General features: G+C 56.9%; 17 protein-coding genes and 1 riboswitch. Of the genes, 11 read left to right on the top strand and 6 right to left on the bottom strand.

Annotated features, from left to right (window positions below):
• Window positions 1–162: 162 nt before the first annotated feature.
• Window positions 163–1,947, top strand: a complete 1,785-nt coding sequence (locus DW133_RS06110; protein WP_118275760.1) for a M61 family metallopeptidase — start codon at window positions 163–165, stop codon at window positions 1,945–1,947.
• A gap of 52 nt (window positions 1,948–1,999) precedes the next feature.
• Here the strand turns inward: DW133_RS06110 and aroB are convergent, their stop codons facing one another.
• Together aroB and DW133_RS06100 are read right to left on the bottom strand one after the other, a co-directional pair.
• On the bottom strand, window positions 2,000–3,088 hold the full coding sequence (gene aroB / locus DW133_RS06105) for a 3-dehydroquinate synthase (protein ID WP_118275759.1): 1,089 nt from the start codon (window positions 3,086–3,088) through the stop codon (window positions 2,000–2,002).
• Entirely contained in the window at window positions 3,085–3,642 is a 558-nt protein-coding gene (locus DW133_RS06100; protein WP_118275758.1) for a shikimate kinase, read from the bottom strand. The genes aroB and DW133_RS06100 overlap by 4 nt, the downstream gene beginning before the upstream one ends.
• Window positions 3,643–3,758: 116 nt before the next feature.
• Window positions 3,759–3,889: riboswitch (S-adenosyl-L-homocysteine riboswitch) on the top strand.
• Between the two features lie 42 nt (window positions 3,890–3,931).
• Here DW133_RS06100 and ahcY point away from each other — a divergent pair.
• Window positions 3,932–5,332, top strand: a complete 1,401-nt coding sequence (gene ahcY, locus DW133_RS06095) for an adenosylhomocysteinase (RefSeq protein WP_118275757.1) — start codon at window positions 3,932–3,934, stop codon at window positions 5,330–5,332.
• A gap of 3 nt (window positions 5,333–5,335) precedes the next feature.
• Here ahcY and DW133_RS06090 read toward each other — a convergent pair whose 3' ends face one another.
• Window positions 5,336–5,983: a 5-formyltetrahydrofolate cyclo-ligase gene (locus tag DW133_RS06090; RefSeq protein WP_118275756.1), complete on the bottom strand. Its 648-nt coding sequence runs from the start codon at window positions 5,981–5,983 to the stop codon at window positions 5,336–5,338.
• A 64-nt stretch (window positions 5,984–6,047) separates the two neighbouring features.
• Between DW133_RS06090 and DW133_RS06085 the strand changes: the two genes are divergently transcribed.
• The 9 genes from DW133_RS06085 (at window position 6,048) to hydE (ending at window position 18,756) form a co-directional block, all read left to right on the top strand.
• A complete protein-coding gene (locus tag DW133_RS06085; protein WP_118275755.1) occupies window positions 6,048–8,720 on the top strand; it encodes a lytic transglycosylase domain-containing protein in 2,673 nt (890 codons plus the stop codon).
• 36 nt (window positions 8,721–8,756) lie between these two features.
• Window positions 8,757–9,686 carry a cysteine synthase A gene (gene cysK / locus DW133_RS06080; protein WP_118275754.1) on the top strand — a complete coding sequence of 310 codons (930 nt, stop codon included), beginning with the start codon at window positions 8,757–8,759 and terminating at the stop codon, window positions 9,684–9,686.
• 131 nt (window positions 9,687–9,817) lie between these two features.
• Window positions 9,818–11,689: a long-chain fatty acid--CoA ligase gene (locus DW133_RS06075; RefSeq protein ID WP_118275753.1), complete on the top strand. Its 1,872-nt coding sequence runs from the start codon at window positions 9,818–9,820 to the stop codon at window positions 11,687–11,689.
• A gap of 105 nt (window positions 11,690–11,794) precedes the next feature.
• A complete protein-coding gene (locus tag DW133_RS06070; RefSeq protein ID WP_118275752.1) occupies window positions 11,795–13,105 on the top strand; it encodes a coproporphyrinogen III oxidase family protein in 1,311 nt (436 codons plus the stop codon).
• Window positions 13,106–13,763: 658 nt separating this feature from the next.
• Window positions 13,764–15,122 (top strand): [Fe-Fe] hydrogenase large subunit C-terminal domain-containing protein, encoded by a 1,359-nt coding sequence (locus tag DW133_RS06065; RefSeq protein ID WP_118275751.1) that lies wholly within the window; start codon window positions 13,764–13,766, stop codon window positions 15,120–15,122.
• Between the two features lie 29 nt (window positions 15,123–15,151).
• Window positions 15,152–15,487: an iron hydrogenase small subunit gene (locus tag DW133_RS06060; protein WP_118275750.1), complete on the top strand. Its 336-nt coding sequence runs from the start codon at window positions 15,152–15,154 to the stop codon at window positions 15,485–15,487.
• 18 nt (window positions 15,488–15,505) lie between these two features.
• Entirely contained in the window at window positions 15,506–16,180 is a 675-nt protein-coding gene (locus tag DW133_RS06055) for a cytochrome b/b6 domain-containing protein (protein WP_118275769.1), read from the top strand.
• Window positions 16,181–16,339: 159 nt separating this feature from the next.
• Window positions 16,340–17,623: a [FeFe] hydrogenase H-cluster maturation GTPase HydF gene (hydF, locus tag DW133_RS06050; RefSeq protein ID WP_233542130.1), complete on the top strand. Its 1,284-nt coding sequence runs from the start codon at window positions 16,340–16,342 to the stop codon at window positions 17,621–17,623.
• A gap of 2 nt (window positions 17,624–17,625) precedes the next feature.
• The gene (gene hydE / locus DW133_RS06045; RefSeq protein ID WP_118275749.1) at window positions 17,626–18,756 is read left to right on the top strand and encodes a [FeFe] hydrogenase H-cluster radical SAM maturase HydE; all 1,131 of its coding nucleotides are present in this window, start codon (window positions 17,626–17,628) and stop codon (window positions 18,754–18,756) included.
• Window positions 18,757–18,791: 35 nt separating this feature from the next.
• Here hydE and DW133_RS10035 read toward each other — a convergent pair whose 3' ends face one another.
• The 3 genes from DW133_RS10035 to DW133_RS06030 all read right to left on the bottom strand — a co-directional run bounded on the left by DW133_RS10035 (window position 18,792) and on the right by DW133_RS06030 (window position 23,099).
• Window positions 18,792–20,009, bottom strand: coding sequence for an HAD-IA family hydrolase (locus DW133_RS10035; RefSeq protein WP_158571134.1), 1,218 nt, complete (start codon window positions 20,007–20,009; stop codon window positions 18,792–18,794).
• A gap of 11 nt (window positions 20,010–20,020) precedes the next feature.
• Window positions 20,021–21,619, bottom strand: a complete 1,599-nt coding sequence (locus DW133_RS06035; protein ID WP_118275748.1) for a peptide chain release factor 3 — start codon at window positions 21,617–21,619, stop codon at window positions 20,021–20,023.
• 211 nt (window positions 21,620–21,830) lie between these two features.
• Entirely contained in the window at window positions 21,831–23,099 is a 1,269-nt protein-coding gene (locus DW133_RS06030; protein WP_233542129.1) for a M20/M25/M40 family metallo-hydrolase, read from the bottom strand.
• Window positions 23,100–23,130: the final 31 nt, after the last annotated feature.

Raw genomic sequence — 23,130 nt, 5'->3', positions numbered from 1 at the left:
CGTTGTTCGCGACTCATTTTTGGCTTCCCGTCAAACGAGGTTGCGAATTATGAAGTGGCTTTTTCAGGTTGTCAAGCCCTTTTGTGAAATATTTTTAAAAAACTTTTTTCCCCTCCGTACAATTGAGTCCAACCGTTTGTTTTCTTTAGCTTTTGGGGTTTTATGATCCGCTACGACATCAGTCCGCTTGATCCGGAAGCTCATCTTTACATCGTCGGCATCACCATTGACGATCCGACGCCAGACGAACAGTACCTGCGTCTACCCACTTGGATTGCGGGCTCTTATCTCATCCGCGACTTCGCCTCCACCGTTCAGGCCGAACAAGCTTTTCTGGGAGAAACTCCTGTTCCGATTGAAAAGGTCGACAAAACTACTTGGCGCGTGAGTACAGTCGGCCGCAAAGCCGATGAAGAACTCTTCGTGTACTACCAGGTATGGGCTTTCGACACCTCGGTGCGCGGATGCTACCTGGACAACTGCCGCGGCTTTTTCAATCCCGGAGCCGCTTTGATGGAAGTGCTCGGCAGCACCGAGGGTCGCCTTGCCGTCAATCTCACTCCCCCGGTCGACGAACTGCACCTCGCCGTCGAATCCTGGAAGGTTGGGACGGGACTGAAGCGTGCGGCCGATACCGAACCTTTCGGTTGGGGTCTCTATGAAGCCGAAAACTACGCTCAGTTGTGTGATTGCCCCATCGAGCTCTCTGACTTCTCGGTTATCTCTTTCAAGGCAAAGGGTACCCAGCACCATATTCTCATCAACGAAGTCCCGGTCAACTTCGATGAAAAACAGCTGGCTGCCGACGTCAAAAAAATCACCGAAACCGTGATAGGCTTTTTCGAACCCAAGAAAGGAAAGTGTCCCGCCGGCGATGAATACACTTTCCTGCTCAATGTCACCTCGAACGCGGCCGGCGGCTTGGAGCACGCCAACAGCACGGCACTCGCGGCACCGCGCAAATGGCTACCCTGCACGCACGACAAAAAGCGCACCGACAACTATGTGCAGTTGCTCACGCTGTTTGCCCACGAATACTTCCACACGTGGCTTGTGAAGCGAATCAAGCCGGCGGCCTTCATCGATGCCGATTTCTCCGAAGAAGCCTATACGTCTCTGCTCTGGCTCTTTGAAGGCTTTACGAGTTACTACGAAAGCATGCTGGTGCGCCGCGCCGGACTCATTGATGACGAAGTCTTAGGAAAGCTCCTCTCCAAGGACCTCAAGGCCGTTGTCGAAACACCCGCTCACATGGCGCAGAGCCTGTCGCAGGCTAGCTTCGACGCCTGGATAAAGTTCTACAAGCCCAGCGCCAACAGCGTCAACGCTCACGTTTCCTACTATCGTCAGGGTGCGCTTGCCGCCTGGGTTTTGGACGCCGAAATCCGCCGCAAAACAAAATCCAAGAAGTCGCTCGACGACGTGTTGCGCCTGCTCTGGGAAGACTTCAAGGCTGCCGGTGCCGACTACAGCGGCATCACTTCCGACGATGTTCCGGAAATCGTCGCACGCGCCACAGAACTTGATCTCACGGGCCTGATTGCCGATCTCACTCAGACGGCCATGCCGGTTGATTACGCCAAGTTCCTCAAGCCGCTCGGCGTCACACTGGAGGAGTCGGAAACGCCTGCCGAACGCAAGCTTCTCGGCATCAGCGGCCTCGGCAATGACGCCGGCTTTACGGTACGTCAGGTTTATGACAAAGAAACGGCACAGTGGATCGGTATTGCCCCAGGCGATGTGATCATCGCGCTCGACGGCGTGCGGGTCAAAGGCGGCAACCTTCCCGAACTGCTCGCCCGTTACGGAGAAGGCGACGAAATTCTGATTCACGCCTTCCGCGACGACGCATTACTTGCTTGGGCCGTTCTTCTGGGCAAGCCCAAGACATTTCAGAGCAAAGTGGTCATCAAGCCCACCAAGCTCGGTAAGGATTGGCTGAGCTAACGCTCTTCAACAAGCGGCGCCCTGGAAATAGACATTTCGGGCGCCGTTTTGATCAGTACCAACCACTGCGGATCATCACGCTCTCAATCTTGTCTCGAGGCGCCTCTTGAACAAAGCTTGTGCCGATTTTCTTCATCAGCACAAAGCGGGTGACGCCTGCAACGGACTTTTTGTCGGAAGCCATCGCCTTCATCGCAGCGTCCATAGAAAGTCCTGAAATGCAGGTCGGCAGCCCCGCCGCTTCAAACAGCGCCTTCACGCGTGCTACATCCTCTTCGCTCAAGTACCCCAGTTCCTCAGAGAGCATCGCCGCCATCACGCAACCTGCTGCCACGGCCTCGCCGTGCAACCAAGTCGAATACCCGGTGAGCTTTTCAATGGCGTGACCAAACGTGTGTCCGAGGTTAAGTTTGGCTCGCACGCCTGACTCCCGTTCGTCCTCACGCACGATTTCCTTTTTCATTTCGCAACAGCGCGCCACAACCGTCGCCACCACATCGGCATCCAAGGCGCACAATGCCGCCATGTTCTCTTCGAGATAGGCAAAAAATTCCGCATCACCAAGCATGCCGTATTTGATGATTTCAGCAACGCCCGCACTGATTTCACGCTGCGGCAATGTTTTTAGAACTGTCGTATCGGCAATCACAGAACGCGGCTGATGAAAAGCGCCGATGAGGTTTTTCCCGGCCGGCAAATTCACGCCGGTTTTGCCGCCCACGCTGCTGTCGACCTGCGCCAAGAGCGTCGTGGGCACTTGAATGAAATCAATGCCACGCATCCACATGCTTGCCGCAAAGCCTGCCATGTCACCGATCACGCCGCCGCCAAGAGCCACGATGTAGCTCTTGCGGTCGAGCCCGGCGTCCACAGCTGCCGAGAGAATCTTTTCGATGTGGTGCAAATCCTTGAAGCATTCCCCGTCAGGAAGCGTCACGACTGCAACCGGCAGATCCGGCTGCGCCTTGCAGATACTCTGAAGTGCGGCCCTCTCGTAGAGCGGCCCAACGGTGGAATTGGTCACCAAAAGCACGCGTGTCGCCTTCAGTCTTTTGAGCTCTTCTCCGAGCAACGCCAGTGCGCCCTCTCCGACATGAATTGGATAAGCCCTCTGTCCCAGATCCACTGTCAGTTCCTTCATTTCTCGCCTCCCTCGAGTTTGTGCTGCGTCACTTCTCGCACGCTTTCCAACGCCAGAATCTTTTCCACCACGAAATCTATCGGTTTGCGTGATGTGATCACCTTTTCATTGCAAACCTCGTCGTATACGGGCCCCCTTTCGAGCATGATTGATCGAATGCGCGCTGCACGGTCGTCGCCAGCAAGCAGTGGTCGAACGGAATCAAAGCGCGTGCGCTCAATAATGTCGGAAACACTCGAAGCCAATTGAATCACCAAGCCTCTGGCAAGAAGCTTTCGATTGATTTCAAACATCGGTGCTCCGCCGCCTGTTGCCACCACAACACGGTCCTTGGCGGTCAGCTCAGCCAGCATTTGCGTTTCCCGAGCTCGAAATCCCGCCTCTCCTTCTTTTTCAAAAATATAGGATATTGGTACACCACAGCGCGTCTCGATTTCGCGGTCGGCATCGTAAAACGCCCAACCGAGCCGCTCCGCAAGTCGTCGACCGACGGTCGACTTGCCGCTTGCCATCATGCCGATCAGAAAAATAGAAGTGGGCTTTTTATCCGTCATACGCCGTCTCGAACTGCAACTTGAAAAAGCATAGCGCAAGACGGCGCTCCAAACCGCTCCTGATGGCCGGAATCGTCAGACAAGAAGAAGTTAGGACTTTTATAATGCGCTTGGCTTTGCTCGAGGAGCGCTGCAAGCGCGGGTCAAACCTTTTGACCGTCTGCGTCCAGGCTCGGGCACACGCTCCGATTTTTCTCTGCCGCACAACCACCGTTGACGGCAAAGACTCCAACGGCGCTCGCGTTTCCTTTCCTTTTTTCATCCTCATTTTCTAAAGGAGGTGCGCGAGATGAGCGCAACCGCAAACTACATCATCGCCGACATCGGTCTGGCCGACTGGGGCCGCAAGGAAATCCGCATTGCCGAAACGGAAATGCCTGGTCTGATGGCCATTCGCAAGGAATACGCAGCCGCCCAGCCTTTAAAAGGCGCTCGTATTTCCGGTAGCCTGCACATGACCATTCAGACGGCCGTTCTGATTGAAACGCTCACGGCACTGGGCGCTGAAGTCCGTTGGGCTTCCTGCAACATCTTCTCCACGCAGGACCACGCCGCAGCCGCCATTGCCGCCGAAGGCATCCCTGTGTTTGCCGTCAAGGGTGAAACGATCACCGATTACTGGAACTACACCCACAAGATCTTCGAATGGGACGACGGCGGCTACTCCAACATGATTCTGGACGACGGCGGCGATGCCACGCTGCTGCTGCACCTCGGCACCAAGGCCGAAAGCGACCTATCCGTGCTCGACAAGCCTGAAAGCGAAGAAGAAGAAGTGCTCTTTGCCGCCATCCGCGCTCACCTGCAGGAAGATCCGCACTGGTACTCCAAGCGCCTGGCTCACATCAAGGGTGTGAGCGAAGAAACGACCACCGGCGTGCATCGCCTCTATCAAATGGCCGCCAAAGGCGAACTCAAGATTCCCGCCATCAACGTCAACGACTCTGTGACAAAGAGCAAGTTCGACAACCTCTACGGCTGCCGCGAATCGCTTGTCGACGGCATCAAGCGCGCCACCGACGTGATGGTCGCGGGCAAGATCGCCGTGGTGTGCGGTTACGGTGACGTGGGTAAGGGCTGCGCTCAGGCACTGCGTGCACTCTCAGCTCAGGTCTGGGTTACCGAAGTCGACCCGATCTGCGCCCTGCAGGCCGCCATGGAAGGCTACCGCGTCGTCACGATGGAATGGGCCGCCGACAAGGCAGACATTTTTGTCACAGCCACCGGTAACTACCACGTGATCACGCACGATCATATGATTCGCATGAAGGATCAGGCCATCGTCTGCAACATCGGCCATTTCGACAGCGAAATTGACGTCGCCTCCATGAAACAGTACAAGTGGGAAAACATCAAACCGCAGGTCGACCACATTGAACTCCCCTCCGGCAACCGCATCATTCTTCTGGCCGAAGGCCGTCTCGTGAACCTCGGTTGCGCCACGGGTCACCCCTCGTACGTGATGTCGAGCTCCTTTGCCAATCAGGTTCTCGCTCAGATCGAACTCTTCACCAACACGGACAAATATCCGGTGGGCGTCTACATCCTTCCGAAGATTCTCGACGAAAAAGTTGCCCGTCTGCAGCTCACCAAGCTCAACGCCGAACTTTCCGTTCTGACGCAGAAGCAGGCTGACTACATCGGCGTCAAGGTCGAAGGTCCCTACAAGAGCGAAAACTATCGCTATTAATCGTTAGTGTTGCATCAAACGGGCTGCATCCATCGTGTTGCGGCCCGTTTTCTTTTCCGCCGGACGCATCCCCGATTCCGTCAAGATCCAATCCAACGGAATGTCAAAAATCTCCGGCACAAAATCTTCCGTCACCAGGCAATCAAACGCCACGGCTACCGTTACAAGCCCCGGCGTTTTTTGCCGCTCGGCGAGCCACCGATCAAAATAACCGCCGCCGTTACCCAAACGAAATCCTTCCCGCGTCACACCCACGCATGGAACCAAAATCACCTCGGGATCGACAAGAATGTCCTCGACCGGCTCCTCAATGCCGTAGCATCCGATACGCACGCGTTCGGCGTCCCAGCGCGCGTAGTGCATGGTCTTGCTTCGACTGTCATCGACCACCGGCACGCAAAGGCAACGCTGCGGGGAACCGAGTTTCCAAGTCAAAAGCGGCTCCGTAAGATCCGGCTCGCTTTTTATCGGCCGATAAAACCCCAATCGGGAAACCGCCCGCTCGGCGAGCCATTGCAACAGATACGCCGAAAGGCTTTCCACCGCCGTCGGACATTCAACCTGTACGCGGCGGCGCTTCTCCAACATTAATTTTCGTAACGATTGTCGGGAGATCGCTTTGAAATCAGCGCTGTTATTTGCCGTTATCATGGTGCTATGGGTGTGAGCTTGTCCGACTCATGGACACGCGCCTTTTTTCTTGTGGTTTTTTCCGATGCCATTTGCCGCTACAGTCTATTCGCTTTTGCTCGCCTCTTCGGCCGTCACGACGCCGGCTATCGAAGAGCTAACCGCCATTCGTCAACGGGAGCTCACCGAAGAGGAAATTGCCGCGCAGATCGAAGAAAGCCGCATTGAACGCATCGAATCGCAGTTTGACGGCCGCGAGTTGCCGCAGGAAATCGAAGCTGCCGCTCAGGCCGAAACGCCGAGCGGTGCGGCACCCGCGTCGCAAACCGTGCGTGAAACCGTTTCCGAGCCTGTCTACCCAACCGAAATTCAGCCCTCTGCCGTCGTTGCAGAACCGACCGCCGTCTCGCCTCAGCCTGTCGGGGGCATTCGCGAAACAACCGTCACCGAATCGGCCGACGGCATTCGAGAAACCGCCATCACGGTTTCCGGACAGCCTCTGACACCGCCCACTCCCATTACGCCTGCCGCAGCCGAAGCCGCCTCCGAACCTGTCGTGGCAGAAAAGACCGAGCCGGTGGAAACCCTCAAGATCGATCCGAGCGTCGCCGTCGTTGTCACGGGCGAAACTGTGCCCGCATCCCCGCTGACGCCAGGCACAACTGCTACATCCGAAACCGCTCAGGTTGCGTCCTATTCTCCCGCTCCAGTCGTCCCGCAGCAGGGCTTTGTTATTGAACCTGTTTCCAAGGCCGACTACACGCTCGTTCCGCCCGCAACGCTTTCGAGCAACCTTCTTCCCGCGCACTTCGGCGAAGAACTCGAAGGCGACGAAGACATTTTGGCTGCCCGGAAGGCCGCGCAGAAAAACGACGTTGCTCAATTGAAGACCCTGGCAGCACGCGTCAAGAATCATCCACTGGGCGGCTATGTCGAACTTTGGGAAATCAACGCCCAAGCCGAGCAGGATCTCAAAAAAAACAAGAAGCTCACGGCCGCCGTCGAAAAGCGCTACGCACGCTTTATCGAAATGCATGAGTCGGAATATCTTGCCGAACGCGCCCGCACGGATTGGCTGCGCTATGCCGCTCAAGCCAACGATGCCAAGCGCTTTGCCGCCCTTTATCCGAAACTCAAGTGGAATCGAGAAGAGCGCGACATCCTGTGCATGCGCCAAACGTTTGCGCTCGGAAGCGGCAAACCCTCCGCGCAGGCACTTGCACAAGCCAAGAGTCTGCTGTTGCGCACCACGGCACCGCAAATTGACGCGTGCAAGAAACTTGCCGCCAGAACACTTGAGGCCGACCGCAGTTGGACGTGGCAGTACCTGTTGATTTTGCTGCAGAAAAAGCGCTACACGCTGGCTACGCAGTTGGTCAAGGAAACGCCTGCCAAATACCTACCGGTTAACAAGAAAGAGCTTTCGCAGATTCTGACCAATCCGTCGCGCTGGCTGCAGCGCAACCGCAAAGTGCTCAAGAAAAAACCCGTTCGCCTTTTGATCGCCGCTTCGCTTCGCATCGTACAGAAAGACATCGGCGCAGCTGTCACGATCGCACACGCCACCGACGGACGCATCAATTCCTCCACCAAGGCGCTCTTGTGGGGGCGTATCGGTTATGAAGCGGCTGTGGATCAGGATGCCGCAAGTCTGCGTTACTACAAGCTTGCCGGCGAAGGATTGAAATCGGCCGCCTCCTCGACGCTGATCGTCAACGGCGCCACGGTACTGGTCTGGCAGGCTCGCGCCGCATTGCGCAACGGCACGCCTCAAGAGGTGCTGTCCGCGATTTCTCGGCTTTCTCCCTCCGTGAAAAAAGCCGACAACTGGACGTATTGGCGGGCTCGCATGCTCGCGGCCGTCGGCAAGAAAGCGCAGGCCGACAAATTGATGCAAAGCCTCGTGCGCGGCTATGAGTTCTACAACCTTCTGGCCGCAGACTTCCTCGGGAAACCTTATCACAAAGGTCCCGAAAGCATGAAGCCCGAGCCCTCAAAGGAAAGTTTTGCCAAGTTTTCCAAGAATCCTTCCGTCCAACGCGCGGTGCGCTTTTACGCGCTGGGTCTACCCTACGAGGGGCATCGCGAATGGAACTGGGCCCTGATCGGCATGAAGAATCGCGAACGCTTAGAAATTGCGGAATACGCAGGCGCTCTCGGGCTGGAGCATCGCCGCATCAACACAGCCGCCAGCACCGGCCGGGCTGCCGCCTTCAACCAGCTCTACCCGAAGCCTTTTGCCGACAAGATCAATCGGGCTGCCGACGAAGCACAGCTACCGCAAAATCTGGTCTTCGGCCTTATTCGTCAAGAGTCGCGCTTTATCAGCTTGGCACTCAGTTCCGCGGGCGCACGCGGCTTGATGCAGGTCATGCCATCAACGGCCCGCTGGGTCGCCAAGCAGACGGGACTTAAAGGTTATAACAACAGCAAGATCTCCGACATCGACACCAATCTGTTTCTGGGAACGCAGTATCTGCGCCTCGTCAGAGAGAACGTGAGCCCCAATGTGACGCTTGCTACCGCAAGCTACAACGCAGGCCCATCCAAAGCCGCCGCTTGGCGCTCAACGCTCACCAAGGAAGTCGAAGGAGCGCTTTTTGCCGAAACGATTCCCTATTCGGAAACCCGTGACTACGTGATGCGCGTTACCGCCAATACCGTGCAGTATTCCCGCTACACGAACGATCCGATCCATCTTACGGATCTGCTCGGACGCATCGAGCCCGTACCTCTTTCCGGAAACATCATTCCTTAAGTACGGCACACGGTTTTCTCACCACTTGAGGTCAGTATGTCACTTTGCCAATCCATCACCGAAACCATCGGGCGCACGCCGCTTCTGGAACTCAAAGGACTTGAAAAAGAGCTCGGCTTGACCGCCCAGATTTTCGCCAAGCTCGAATGCTTCAACCCCGGCGGCAGCATCAAGGACCGTGCGGCACTCTCCATGATCAAGACGGCTCAGGCCGAAGGAAAACTTCTGCCGGGCGGCCTCATCGTGGAGCCGACCAGCGGCAACACCGGCATCGGTCTTGCGCTGGTGGCACGAGCCTTGGGTTTTCGCACCGTTCTTACCATGCCCGAATCAATGAGCGTGGAGCGCCGCATGCTGCTCAAAACTTACGGCGCGGAAATCGTGCTTACGCCGGCCTCGCTCGGTATGAGCGGAGCCGTCGACAAAGCCAAGGAAATCGTTGCCTCCACGCCGGGTGCCTTCATGCCCAACCAATTTGACAATGCCGCCAACGCCAAGGCGCACTACGAGACCACCGGACCCGAAATCTGGGACGATATGCAAGGACGCATCGACGCGTTTGTCAGCGCCGTCGGGTCGGGTGGAACGATCACGGGCACCGGCCAATTCCTGCGACGCTGCGATCCCGGCATTCGCGTCGTCGCGGTCGAACCCAAGGGCTCACCCGTCCTGTCCGGCGGTAAAGCCGGTCCGCACAAAATCCAAGGTATCGGCGCAGGGTTTGTTCCGGGAACACTCGACACATCGGTCTACCATGAAGTCATGCAAGTCGGCAATGAAGAGGCGGCGGCAATGACGCGTCTGGTTCTTAAAACCGACGGCGTTTTCGTAGGCATCAGTTCGGGCAGCGCTCTTGAGGCTGCCGTTCGTTTGGCCCGCAAACCGCCCTATGATCATGGACGCATCGTCGTCATTTTTCCCGACTCGGGCGAGCGTTATCTCTCAACTGGGCTTTTCAGCGAATAACTTCGTTCAAAATCAACGAAAAAAGGGCTTATCGCCGCCAACTAGCTCTGCGCTAAAATTTTTGCGCAGCTTGCTCCGAAAGATACGGAGCCGCCAATTGCGGCACTCCGCCTTGCTTTATCAGATTGAAGATGTCGAATCAGAGAACCGTTGACAATTCCGCGCAGCGTCTTGCAGCTCTGAAGCAATGCACCACGCTTGATCAATTCGTTCCCCTGCGGGCTTCGCTCACGGGCGGCGAAATTGCCCTGAAGCAGTTTGACCGTACGACCAACACCTGGGAACCGCTCAGCTACCTGGAACTCAACGACCGCATCGTCGAATGGCGCAAGGCGCTCGCCGGTCTCGGCTTGACGCGCGGCGCCCGTGTGAGCATTCTGCTCAACAATTCCGTCGATCACGTACTCGCCGACCAGGCAGTGCTCGCAAACGCAATGATCCCCGTACCGTTGCACGCCATCGACACGCCAGGATCGTTGTCCTTCATCCTCGGAGACAGCGGTGCAGAATGTCTGATCACAAATAAATACGAACGATGGCTTGCCATTGAAGCCGTCCGAGAAAAACTGCCCGCTCTTAAGACAGTCATCCTCACCGATGAGGTAACACCCGCCAAACAAAAGCGCGGCGGCCCCAAGATTTACGGTGTTGATGACTTTCTGGCACTGGGACACGGCGTTGATCAGTTGCCCGAGGGTCCCGCCCCCGAGGATCTGGCCGCCATCGTCTACACGTCCGGCACCACCGGCAAACCCAAGGGCGTCATGCTCACGCACAACAATGTCGTCTCCAACGTAATTGCCACGCTCGAACACATAGCTCCGGCGCCGCAGCCGGGCTACGTCTTTCTGTCGTTCCTGCCGCTTTCGCACACATTTGAACGTACGGCGGGCTACTACCTGCCACTCGGCATGGGTTGCACCATCGTCTTCAATCGTTCGATCATGCTGTTGAGCGAAGACTTCCGCATAGTGCATCCCGACGTTCTTATTTCGGTGCCTCGCATCTACGAGCGCATTTACGCCCGCATTCTGGATCGTCTGGGCAAGCAATCGGCCATCGCCCGCGCGCTCTTTAACACCTGCGTTGATGTGGGCTGGCGCCGGTTCTGCAAAGCCAACCGTCTGCCCGTGACTGCGACTTCCCTGTCCTGGCTTGATCCGATCGTGTGGCCGATTCTCAAGCATCTGGTGGCCAACAAGGTCGCACTGCAGTTCGGCGGCAAGCTCAAGGTCGCCATCGCTGGCGGCGCCGCACTCAACCACAAGGTTGCCCGCATGTTCTGCGGTCTGGGAATCCCTCCAATTCAGGGTTACGGCATGACCGAGGCTTCGCCCATCATCGCCGGCAATTCACTTACGCTCAATCAGCCCGACACCGTCGGCCGCACCTTCCCGAACGTAGAGCTGCGCCTGGCGCCGGATACCAATGAAATCCAGATTCGCGCGCCTTCCGTCATGAAGGGCTACTGGAACCGTCCGGAAGACACCGCCAGAGTCCTCTCGCCCGACGGATGGCTCTCCACGGGCGACGTCGGCGAATTTAACGAAGAGGGTCTGCTGCGCATTCGCGGCCGCATCAAGGAAATCATCGTAACGAGTACCGGAGAAAAGGTGCCGCCCGTTGATTTGGAACTCGCGCTCGAAACGGATCCGCTCTTTGCGCAGACTTTCGTTGTGGGTGAAGCGCGTCCCTTCATTTCCTTCGTAGCCGTTCTAAACCCCGAAGAATGGAAGAAGCTTGCCGCCAAACTCGGCGTCGACCCCAACGACAAACTGGCGCTGCAAAGCAACGCCGTGCGTTCGGCTGTTTTGAAGCGCGCACGCGCGGCAGCAGCAGGCTTTCCGCACTATGCGCTACCGCGCAATGTGGTGCTCACGCTTGAGCCGTGGACCATCGACAACGGTTTGCTCACCCCGACGCTCAAGCTCAAGCGCAAGCCGCTTAACGAGCTTTTTGCCGCTCAAATTGAAGAAATGTACCTCTCGCACGCTCGCGCTTAAGGTTTAGCCGTGCCGTTTATCCGTACAATTGCTTCGACCTAACCTTTAGCTTTCCGGCTGCATGACACATCTCGTGCAGCCGTCTTTTCTGCTTTTTTTAGATTTATGACTGAACAGCCTCAGGTTCGCATCGGCAAGTTGATGCCCAACTGGATGATCAATCTCACCGACCGAATCATGCAGTACTACATCGACCGCTACCTCAACTGCGATCCCGTCGTTCTCGACCGACCGCCGGAACCGCAGCCCGGTCACCAGTACCTGCTTTACGCCCATATTCCGTTCTGCAAGACGCTTTGCTCATACTGCACATTCCATCGTTTCCTCTTCAAGGAACACAAGGCGCGCGAATACTTCATCAATCTGCGCAAGGAAATGGACTACGTGAAGGCGCTCGGCTACGACTTCACGAGCATGTACATCGGCGGAGGCACGACGACAATTCTCGAAGACGAACTCATTCGCACGATCGAACACGCTCGCACGCTTTTCCCCGGCATCAAGGAAGTGTCGTGCGAAACCGACCCGCTTCAGATCGCCACGCCCACGTTCCGCAATCTCAAGGGGCTCGTAGACCGCATGAGCATCGGTGTGCAAAGCTTCAATGACGACATCCTCAAGATGACCGAACGCTATGACAAGTTCGGCTCCGGCGCTCTCATTTACGAACGTCTGCAGGAAGCACTCGAGCTTTTTCCGACGACCAATGTGGACATGATCTTCGGTTTCCGCGGCCAGAATCTTGAAATGCTTCAGCGTGACATGGATCTGCTCGTGGAGCTCAATCCCCGTCAGATCACGACCTATCCGTTGATGGTGACGAGCCAGACCCGCAAAAGCGTCAAACAGACGATTGCCGCCAAGGGCATCGAACTTGCTGACCAGTACGCCGTAATCATGAACACGCTCGGCAACCACTACCGACAGCTCACGAGCTGGACGTTCGGACGCACTCACGATGAAGGCTTCGATGAGTACGTGGTTGATCACGACGAATATCTGGGCGTGGGCTCCGGCGCCTTCTCGTTCCTGGGCAGTAGCCTGTACGTCAACACCTTCAGTCTGCGCCGATACAACGAGCGTATCAAGGCCGGCATGACCGGCGTGGAACGCCGCCGCAACTTCGACAAACACGCCGTCTTGCAGTACCGCCTGCTTCTGGGCCTCTTCTCGGCGCGTCTGTCGCGCAAGTATTTCCGAGAAGTACATGGCGTTGATCTCGACAAAGCTCTTTTCAAAGAAATGCTTGGACTTCGCATCGCAGGAGCCATCAAGGACAACCCCGAAGATCCCGACAATCTGATCGTGACTGATGCGGGCAAGTTCCTTGGTTTGGTGATGATGAAAGCCTTCTATTCGGGCATGGATAACGTCCGCGCCGAACTCAGAAAACCGCTTCGCGACATCGACTGCTGATTGTTCGCAACGCGCACTGCGGCCGCCTCTTTCGGGCGGCCTTTTTTTTCGTTCGGACTCATACAAAAGCGGCGGTTCGATCTTCACCTCTTTCGCCGTGAGACTTTGCACCACTTTTGACTTAAATCAAACTTTTGCTACGCCACGACAAAATAAACCGATTGCTACTTCTGCCTTAGCCCAATCTACCTCTTTTTAAGTAGCAATTTGCGAGAGTCTTTCATTGTTTCCTTCGAAGCCATAGGAAAAACTTTCACAAATCAAATGTCATCCTTTTGTTTTTAAAGCATTTTTTCTTTTCTATTTATTTCAGTTCGCAAGTAATTTGCGCTAAATCAAACTTTCGGATGATCCTCCGATCACCTTCCGACCTATCCTTTTTTTATTCCGTCCGCCCCCTGAAATGCCTAGTTTTTCGCGCTTGTTGCCTATAAAATCGACCCGCGCGAGTGCCGGAATGCAAAGCCGTCTCTTTGTGTTCCTCCCCTAAAGCCGCACCGACCCTATCTTTGTTTATCTGTATCTAGTCCGGGGCAGTTGTTCGGATTGCCGCGGACGGGTCTGTTTCGGTTTCTCGGCACCAGCGAAAGCGGCGTTAGAGAGCCCTGTTTCGAGTCAGGATCGACGCCCTTTTTAAAAGAACAGGAGATCCCTAAAGATGAGTGCAAAAACCATCAGAATCAAGACGTTCAATCCGACGGCTGACGCCTTCGGCCTGAACGGCCCCGATTTTGTCGGCAACATTCGCAAGGGCGAGTTGCGCGGCATCATCAAAATCAATGAAGACCTGTGCGAAGCTTGCGACACCTGCCGCAAGGTCTGCCCGGTCGATGCCATTCAGGGCCATCTCGGCTCCAAGCACAAGATTGACGATCAGCGTTGCGTCACCTGCGGCCAGTGCCTGATCAGCTGCCCGTTCAACGCCATCGAACAGATGAGCTTTGTCGACACCGTCGACAAGATGCTCGCCGACAAGAGCAACGTTGTGGTAGCTCACCCCTCCCCGGCTGTTCGCGTGTCGATCGCGGAAGAATTCGGCGGCAAGCCCGGCGATCTGTCCACCGATCAGATGATGAACGCCTTCGAAAAGTTGGGCTTCAAGACCTACGACGTCAACAGCTCCGCTGACCAGACCATCATGGAAGAAGGCACGGAATTCGTGCGCAAGGTCCAGTACTGGGTGCTCGGCAAGCGCGGCCCCGAATTCGAACGCGCCGCTCACCATCCGCTGCCGCACTTCACGAGCTGCTGCCCGGCCTGGGTGCGCAATGCCGAAACGTTCAACGCCGACTTCCTCCCGCATTTGTCCACGGCCAAGAGCCCGATTCAGATGGGCGGCGTGCTCGCCAAGGTGTGGGCTCCGAAGTTCCTCTACAACACGGATCCGCGCAACGTGAAGGTTGTGGCCATCGCTCCCTGCACGGCCAAGATCCTCGAAGCCAGCCGTCCCGAAATGGACACCGCCTGGCGTTATCACATCAAGGCCGGCACGATTCCTGCCGACACGCCGCGCTTCCCCGACGTTGACGCCGTGCTCACCGCCCGCGACATCGCCGAACTGCTGCGTCGCCACAACATCAACCCGCTCACGCTCCCGAAGGATCGCAAGCGTGAAAATCTCGACGTCTACACCGGCGCCGGCACGATTTTCGGCTGCTCCGGCGGTGTGATGGAAGCTGCTCTGCGTACGGCCTACCGTGTGCTGATGGGCAAGGAACTCGACAACGCCGACATCATCCCGGTGCGCGGCCTCGACAACAGCTACGTGGAAGCCAAGATTCCGCTGGCTCTGCCCGAACTGAACGGCAAGACCTTCGAACTGCGCGTTTGCGTGGTCAACGGCGCCAATCAGGCTCTCGAGCACGTTCTTAACGAACTGCGCGGAAATCCGGATCGTTGGCACTTCATCGAAGTGATGAACTGCCCGGGCGGTTGCGTCAACGGCGGCGGTCAGCCTGTTCAGGGCACCGGCACCGGCTGGCTCAAGCCCTTGTTCCCGCTCCCCGTGAGCCTCTAACCCATTAGCCGATAGAAAGGAACACACAAATGTCCGTTTACCAGTTTGAAGAACGCCCGGCGAGTGTCATTCTCGGCCGCCGCGGTCTGTTTAAGGTTGTGGGTCTTTGCGCTGTCGCCGCCGGTGCCACCGGTTGGGCTGTCGGCGATCTGCTCGCGAACCGCAATTCCGTTTTGCTTGCCCGTCAGAAGGGTCTCTATGCCGACGACAAACTCTGCCAGGCCATGAACCTGACAAGCTCGCACCAGAACCCCGTCGTGCGTCAGATCTACGTTGATCTCGGCGCCGCTCCGATGGACAACACCATGTACGGTCTGCTGCACACGCACTACTTCCAGCGCTCGCAGCTTTCCGCTCACCACTAATTGAAGGAGGTCGCAATCATGGCCAATCACAACGACCGCATTTTGCGCTTCCATGTTGCCGATAAGGTCTTCCACGGTCTTAACGCAATTCTTTGGTTTGCGCTCGTCATCACCGGCGCCATCGTCTACCTCGCCAAACCCGAAGCTGCTACGGGCGAAAGCCTGATGGCGTGGCACGTCGGTCTCGGCATCGTCTTCACGCTCAACCTCGTGGGCTATCTCCTGTTCGCCCCCGAACGTTTTGCTCTGATGATCAATGCCTGCCTGATCTGGGACAAGAACACGATCCTGTGGTTCCGCAACTTCGGCGGCTACCCGCGTCGCTTCTTCAAGATCCCGTTCGGCCCGGTTGAAGTCACGCCGCAGGGCCGCTACAACGCCGGCCAGAAGGCTTCCTACCTGCTCTTCACCGCTGCCATCGTGATGCTCATCGTCACCGGCTGGCTGCTGTGGGTGTTCGCTCCGGCCATCGGTAAGGACGCCTTCCTCTCCATGTGGTACCTCCACGTCTGGGGCTCGCTGTTCATCACTGTGCTCGTGGTCTGCGCTCACATTCCGCTCGCCCTGCTGTCGATGTCTCACTTCCTCGGCATCTGGCGTATCGGTACCGGCGACATCAGCTGGGAAGCTGCTGAACACCACTCGCCCGTGTGGCTCGAAAAGGACGTCATTCGCACCAACATCGAAAAGTAATGTTGCGTTTGCAGCAAGCCTGATTCGTCAGGCTTGCCGTCCGAAATCCCGCTCGAAAGAAAACAAATCCTTCGGGCGGGATTTTTTTGCCTGTCGCGGCTCTACAATCAAGGTCCGCCAAACGGTCGAATCTTTTAACTTATTACCTTTTGTACTGATATGACAAATCCGGTCATCGGCATTGCATCCCGCATGCAGACTCCCAAGGGGCTTCGCCTTCACATCGGTCTTTTCGGTCGACGCAACGCCGGCAAAAGTTCGCTCATCAATGCACTCACCAATCAAAAAATTGCCATCGTGAGTGACGTACCCGGCACCACCACCGATCCGGTGGAAAAAGCCTGCGAACTCGCGCCGATCGGTCCGGTTGTCTTCATCGATACCGCTGGCATTGACGATGTCGGCGAACTGGGCGGACTTCGTACGGAACGTTCGCTCGCTGTTCTGGGCTGGGTAGACGTGGCGCTGATCGTCTGCGATGCCAAGGCGCTCACTGAGAGCGAGCTGGAACTCATCGGCACAGTCAAAAGCACTGCCACGCCCGCCGTCGTCGTTTTGAACAAGGCCGACACAGCTGACTCTCAAGCTCTTACCGCCACAGAAAATCAGGTCCGCGAACTCGGCTACGAACCGGTCACGGTTTGCGCCAGCCAAAAGCAAAACATTGACGCCGTGCGCGAGGCCATCGTAAAACTTGCTCAAAGCGCTGTTGATCCGGATCTTCCGCTGCTGGGTGATCTGGTACATCCGGGCGACACCGTGATGCTCGTCACGCCGATTGACACGGGGGCCCCCAAGGGGCGTCTGATTCTTCCTCAGGTACAAGCCATTCGTGAAATTCTCGACGCCGACGCCAAGTGCATCGTCGTGCGCGAAAACCGCCTGGCTGAAGCGCTTGCCAATGAAAAAGAACCACCCGCCTTCGTCGTCACCGACAGTCAGGTGGTGCAGTCAGTTGTCGATCAGACCCCAAAGGAAATTCCTGTGACGACCTTCTCAATTCAGATGGCCTACAGCAAGTGCGACCTTGTTGACATGGCCCGCGGTGCAGCCATGATCGACTTTTTGCGCCCGGGCGACAAGGTGATGATCTGCGAGACATGCTCGCACCATCCTCAGCCTGATGATATCGGCCGCAAAAAACTGCCGCGCTGGCTAGCCAAAAAAGTCGGAGGCGAACTGGACGTCGAGGTCGTGGTCGGTAAAGACTTTCCCGTGGATCTGACACCCTACAAACTCATTTTGCAGTGCGGCGGTTGCGTCGTAACGCGACGCCACATGCTCACGCGTCTTGCACAGGCCAAGCGTCAGAACGTGCCTATGACCAACTACGGCGTTGCCATCAGCCACCTTCAAGGTGTGCTTGAGCGCGCGCTCGAACTGCATCCCGAAGCCATGAAGGCGTTTCACGAAGCCCGCGAAACCTTCTCCAACCGCTCCTAAGTATGAATCTGCAAACGCTTGAATCCGTTCTGGCCAAAGACACATTCACCGACGAAGATCTTCTCGCCTTCCTGTCGCTGACCGATACCGAGTGCTGTGCCCGTCTGTGGCGTGAAGCCTACGACCGCACTACCCGCGTGCACGGCAATGCGCTGTGGTTTCGCGGACTTATCGAAATCAGCAACTATTGCATCTACGACTGCCGTTACTGCGGTATCCGCAAGGGCAACCATCAGGCTCAGCGCTATACGCTGACTCCAGACGAAATCGTTGAGGCGGCCCGCTACGCAGTGCGAGCCGGTTACGGCTCGGTGGCCCTGCAGGCAGGTGAACGCACGGATGAAAAGTTCATCGCCTTTGTCGAAGACGTCCTGCGTCGCATTCATCGCATGAGCATCGAAGAAGGCATCCCCGAAGGGTGCGGCGTCACGCTGAGCTTCGGCGAGCAGACGGAAGAAACATACGAGCGCTGGGCACAAGCGGCAGGCAACCGCAAGGCCCTTCGCTATCTGCTTCGCATTGAGACAAGCAATCTTGAACTGTTTAACTATCTGCACTCAGGCAAAGGCGGCGCACAAAAGACATGGCCCGCGCGACTGGAAGCTTTGGCGACGCTTCGCAAGCTCGGCTATCAAGTCGGAACCGGCGTGATGATCGGCATCCCTGGGCAAAGCCTGGAAGATCTGGTGCGCGACATCCGCACCTTTGAGTCGCTTGACGCCGACATGCTCGGCATGGGCCCCTACCTGGTGAGCCACGGCGGCGATATGGTGGCCGACGGCATGATGCAAAAGGACGCGCTTCTGACGCTCACGCGCAATATGTTGTCCGCCACGCGACTGGCTCTGCCCACCGTCAACATGGCTGCGGCCACAGCACTGGAAACACTCGTGACAGGCGGCCGCACGCTGGGCGTTCTTTCCGGCTGCAACGTGATCATGCCCAACGTCACGCCTCAGCGCACACGCGCAAGCTATCAGCTCTACGACAACAAGCAGGGCACCGAATCGGAACCCGACAGCAACGTGATGCTGGAGCAGGAACTAGAAGCCGTCACCGGACGCGTTATCGGGCGCCATCGCTTCGGCTCCTCACTGCACTTTAGAAACCGCAGCGGCTTGTTGGCTCATTAATCCGAAAAGCGCGCTCGATGGCGCGCTTTTCTCTGTCAGCTCACAAACTTTCCTTCGCAAGCAAAGATGTAATCCTTGATGCCTGCAACGCTGTCAAACACCAGGGAAAAACCGTTGTCCTTTGCCCACTGCGTCATCGGCACCGTACCGTTATAGCCGGTGCTCACGAGCATGGCGCGAATGCCAGCAGCTTTGGCGGCCCATGCGTCGTTTTCCGAATCACCCACCATGACCGCTTCGGTCGGACTCACGCCCAGCTTTTCGCAAGCAAGAAGCAGCATGTCGGGAGCAGGCTTGGGATGATCTGTGTCGTCTCCGGCCACTAAGACATCCAGATCCGCATTCAAACCGCTACGCTGAACGAAAGTCTCCGTCACCATACGCATCTTGTTGGTAACAAGAGCCGTCTTAAAACCTGCGGCCTGCAATGCGGCCACGGCTTCTCGTGCGCCCGGATAGAACTTTTCTTCAGGTAACCCACTTCCCATCATGGCAGCAGCGTACGCCTGCAGGAAACGCTGGACGTTTTCAGGCGTCGGTTCAATATTCTGAGCCGCACACACGCTTTCAATGAGAGCCTTTGCGCCTCTGCCGACCATGGCGGCAATTTGCGCCTCGGTAAATTCCGGGCAGCCGTTGGCGCGCATCACGCGATTGACGGCTGCGGTAAGCATCGGCACCGAATCGACCAACGTACCGTCCAAATCGAATAAGACGGCCTTCACCGGCGGCTGCACGGCAATCTCGGGCTTGAACTCAAGCACCATATCAAACCAGCGGGCTCCGCCGTGCTGAGAATCGGAGGCACCGAGCGGCACAAACCCGAATTTGGCGTAATAGTGCAGCATGTGCTCCTTGCATGTTAGCGTCAAGCCGCGGCGGCCCTCTTCTCTGGCCTGCGCAATGAGCGCCTGCATAAGTCGCGCCGCATAACCGCGACGGCGGTATTTGGGCAACGTATTGAGGCCGAAGATACTCTGCCAGGCGCCGTCGGGGCAGTGCCTGTCGGCCTTTTCGAACATAACATCTTCGATGTAGGGGCTGTCGATCACCATCCCATCGATAAAGCCCACCGCCTCACCGTCAACTTCGCAAATCAGGAAGTGGTCGGCAAACGCCTCCAACCGCGCATCGAAGCGATCGCGGGTAGCCGCCTCGGCCGCCGGAAAACACGCCGCTTCAATCTGCGTAAGCAGCGCCGCATCCTGTAGCGTCGCCTTGCGAATACACACGTTCTGATCGGTTTTGTGCATGCTGATTTTCCTTATTCGAACTTCTGGCCCTGTTCGCGCGTGGTCAGGAACTGCACCTGCGGCCAATGCTTTTGCGTGGTCATCAGGTTGTAGATGCTCGTCGCCATGTAGCAGATGTTGCCTTCGCTGTCGCGCGCAAGACGTGCGGCCTGTTCTTCACAGAAATCCTTCTTGGTTTTTTCGTCGGGAAACACCAGCCAGCGGGCCGTCGAAACGTCGGTTGACTCGTAAATAGCGTCTACCTTGTATTCGGTCGCCAGACGTTGCGCCACGATTTCAAATTGCAACTGGCCTACGGCACCAAGCATCAGATTGCCGAATTCGCCTTCAAAAACCTGAATGGCACCTTCTTCACCGAGTTCCTTGAGACCCTGATGCAGTTGCTTACCCTTTAACGGATCGCGGGCGCGAGCCGAGCGGAACAATTCCGGCGCAAAGTACGGAATGCCCGTAAAGCCCAGCACTTCACCTTCGGTGAGCGTATCGCCGATGTGCAGCTGACCGTGGTTGTAGATACCGATGATGTCGCCCGCATAGGCCTCTTGCATGTGGACGCGTTCGTTTGCCATGAAGGTCAGCGCATTGGCAATCTTCATTTCACGACCTTCACGGACATGGCGCACCTTCATGCCGGGCTGATAAACGCCGGAGCAGACACGGAAGAACGCGATGCGGTCACGGTGACGCGGATCCATGTTGGCCTGGATCTTGAAGACAAAGCCCGTAAAGGGTTCTTCCAGAGGATCGACGCAGCGAGAGCCTGCGTCACGAGGCTGCGGCTGCGGCGCCCACTCCAGAAGCGCTTCCAAAACATCTTCCACACCGAAATTGTTCACACCGGAGCCGAAGAACACCGGGCTTTGCTGACCGGCGAGAAATGCTTCCAGCGAAAACGGTTCGGTTGCACCCTGCACAAGCTCCACGGATTCGCGCACAGGCGGCATTTCCATCGGAAAGAGTTCATCAAGACGGGGATTATCCAACCCTTCGATGAGTTCGGTTTCCTTAGCAAGCTTTTCGGTGCCCGGTTCAAAGCGCACCAGGTGATTCTTACGAAGATTAAACACACCGCGGAACGTCTTTCCCATGCCGATCGGCCAGGTAATGGGCACGCACTGCAGCTTGAGCACGGATTCGATTTCGCCGAGCAAATCCAGCGGGTCGCGCACTTCACGATCAAGCTTGTTGATGAACGTGATGATCGGCGTGTTGCGCATGCGGCAGACATTCAAAAGCTTGATCGTCTGAGCTTCGACGCCCTTGGCCGCGTCAATGACCATGACGGCGGCGTCTACGGCCGTGAGAACACGATACGTATCCTCGGAGAAGTCCTCGTGGCCCGGCGTGTCGAGCAGATTGATGATGTGATCCTTGTATTCGAACTGCATCACGGAACTCGTTACCGAGATGCCGCGCTGCTTTTCCACTTCCATCCAGTCGCTTGTGGCATGGCGCGCAGCCTTGCGCCCCTTGACAGCACCGGCCATCTGAATGGCGCCGCCGAAGAGCAACAGTTTTTCCGTCAAGGTCGTTTTACCCGCGTCAGGGTGAGAAATAATGGCAAAAGTGCGACGACGGCGCACTTCTCGTAAAAGCGCTTGCTTGGACATGGATGAGAAATATCAGTCGAAAGAAACGGTGCGGCCGTGTGCCGCACGCGCAAACAACGGCCCGTCGGGTGATCTTTTTGTCAAAGCTCCCGTACGGGCCGAGTTTTATTTTTTGAAAGGTGCGCTATTTTCGCCTATTTCCAGCTTTCCTGCCAAACGGCAAACACCGTTTTTTCAGGTTGCTTCAAGGCGTTAGACACTTTTCAAAGCCTCAGTCGCGCTTGGGCAAAAGCGGATCGGCGACACCCTGCATGCCGACGAGCAACAGAGAGGTCAAAAACGCAAGCTGCGCACCCAAGTATCCGTCCTTGGGGTCATACCATTCCTTGACGTTATGGTTGAACCCTTCGGCTCCGCCGCCGCCCAAGGTCGTGGCGGGAATGCCGCAGTGGATGGCAATGTTGTGGTCGGTCGAAGCCGCATCGTACTTCTTGAGTTCGATGCCCAGTTCGTTCATCGCGGCGCGGGCGGCCTGCAAAACGCTCGACTCGTCGGACTGCTGGCCCCCCGGACGGTGACCGATGGGCTCAAGCGTGAGCTTCACGGCCAAGTCGCCTTCGGCGCCCCAGCGGGCATTTTCTTCATCGCAAGCCGCTTGGATCAGGGGCAGAATTTGCGCTTCGATCTCTTCGAGCTCCTTACCGCCGGCACTGCGCATGTCGAGTTCCATCTCGCAGTGCGCCGCAATGGAGTTGACGGTCGTGCCGCCGCCAATCGTACCGCAGGTAAACGTTGTTCTCGGCTCTTCGCAGGGATGCACGTCGGCAATCTTGGCGATGGCGCGGCCCATAGCGTGAATCGCCGAAGGGTAACCGTAATTCTTCCAGGAATGGCCGCCCGGGCCGTCGAAATGCACGCGGTAGCGCTTGGAGCCAGTAGCGGCGCAAAGAAGTCGACCAACATCAACGCCATCAACCGAAATGAAACCGTCGATCTTCATGCCAGACTTCAGGAAAAGATGCTTGGAACCGCGCAGATCGCCATTGCCTTCTTCGCCAACCGTGCAGACGAAACAGATGTCGCCGACCGTCTGAATGTTCTTTTCCTGCATCGTGCGAAGCACCTGCAGGATCACCGCCAGACCGCGAGCGTCGTCACTGATGCCGGGCGCGTGATAAATGCCGTTTTCTTCGCGAACGCGCACGTCCGTTCCTGCCGGAAACACCGTATCGAGATGCGCTCCGAGAACCAGCGTAGGGCCATTGCCGGTACCGGGGCGGCGCGCAATGACGTTGCCTTCCTGATCAATCGTGACGTCGGTGAGGCCAAGCGCCTGAAAGCGACGCATCAAATCCTTGGCGCGCTCGTCTTCATGAAAGGGCGGCGCTTCCACTTCCGTAATGGCAATCTGATCGGCAAGCGTGATTTTTTCATCGCGCAGAATCGCTGCAAGGGCTTCCTTGACCGTCGGGCAGGCCGCCAACTTGTCGGCCGAAGCCGTCACGTTCGAAAGCACCGGCGCCAGCTGTTTAGGATCCATGATCATTCTCTCCAATATGAAACCAATGACG

This window comes from Sutterella sp. AM11-39 (genome assembly GCF_003472385.1).
In the GTDB taxonomy this organism is placed as follows: Bacteria; Pseudomonadota; Gammaproteobacteria; order Burkholderiales; family Burkholderiaceae_F; genus Duodenibacillus; species Duodenibacillus intestinigallinarum.
Note: the sequence above shows the minus strand (reverse complement) of the source record. Positions and strands in the feature narration are given on the sequence as shown.

Bases quoted from the DNA above. Each gene is read 5' to 3' on its own strand.
- DW133_RS06110 (WP_118275760.1), top strand. From the start codon at position 163: ATGATCCGCTACGACATCAGTCCGCTTGATCCGGAAGCTCATCTTTAC.
- aroB (WP_118275759.1), bottom strand. From the start codon at position 3,088: ATGAAGGAACTGACAGTGGATCTGGGACAGAGGGCTTATCCAATTCAT.
- DW133_RS06100 (WP_118275758.1), bottom strand. From the start codon at position 3,642: ATGACGGATAAAAAGCCCACTTCTATTTTTCTGATCGGCATGATGGCA.
- ahcY (WP_118275757.1), top strand. From the start codon at position 3,932: ATGAGCGCAACCGCAAACTACATCATCGCCGACATCGGTCTGGCCGAC.
- DW133_RS06090 (WP_118275756.1), bottom strand. From the start codon at position 5,983: ATGATAACGGCAAATAACAGCGCTGATTTCAAAGCGATCTCCCGACAA.
- DW133_RS06085 (WP_118275755.1), top strand. From the start codon at position 6,048: ATGCCATTTGCCGCTACAGTCTATTCGCTTTTGCTCGCCTCTTCGGCC.
- cysK (WP_118275754.1), top strand. From the start codon at position 8,757: ATGTCACTTTGCCAATCCATCACCGAAACCATCGGGCGCACGCCGCTT.
- DW133_RS06075 (WP_118275753.1), top strand. From the start codon at position 9,818: ATGTCGAATCAGAGAACCGTTGACAATTCCGCGCAGCGTCTTGCAGCT.
- DW133_RS06070 (WP_118275752.1), top strand. From the start codon at position 11,795: ATGACTGAACAGCCTCAGGTTCGCATCGGCAAGTTGATGCCCAACTGG.
- DW133_RS06065 (WP_118275751.1), top strand. From the start codon at position 13,764: ATGAGTGCAAAAACCATCAGAATCAAGACGTTCAATCCGACGGCTGAC.
- DW133_RS06060 (WP_118275750.1), top strand. From the start codon at position 15,152: ATGTCCGTTTACCAGTTTGAAGAACGCCCGGCGAGTGTCATTCTCGGC.
- DW133_RS06055 (WP_118275769.1), top strand. From the start codon at position 15,506: ATGGCCAATCACAACGACCGCATTTTGCGCTTCCATGTTGCCGATAAG.
- hydF (WP_233542130.1), top strand. From the start codon at position 16,340: ATGACAAATCCGGTCATCGGCATTGCATCCCGCATGCAGACTCCCAAG.
- hydE (WP_118275749.1), top strand. From the start codon at position 17,626: ATGAATCTGCAAACGCTTGAATCCGTTCTGGCCAAAGACACATTCACC.
- DW133_RS10035 (WP_158571134.1), bottom strand. From the start codon at position 20,009: ATGCACAAAACCGATCAGAACGTGTGTATTCGCAAGGCGACGCTACAG.
- DW133_RS06035 (WP_118275748.1), bottom strand. From the start codon at position 21,619: ATGTCCAAGCAAGCGCTTTTACGAGAAGTGCGCCGTCGTCGCACTTTT.
- DW133_RS06030 (WP_233542129.1), bottom strand. From the start codon at position 23,099: ATGGATCCTAAACAGCTGGCGCCGGTGCTTTCGAACGTGACGGCTTCG.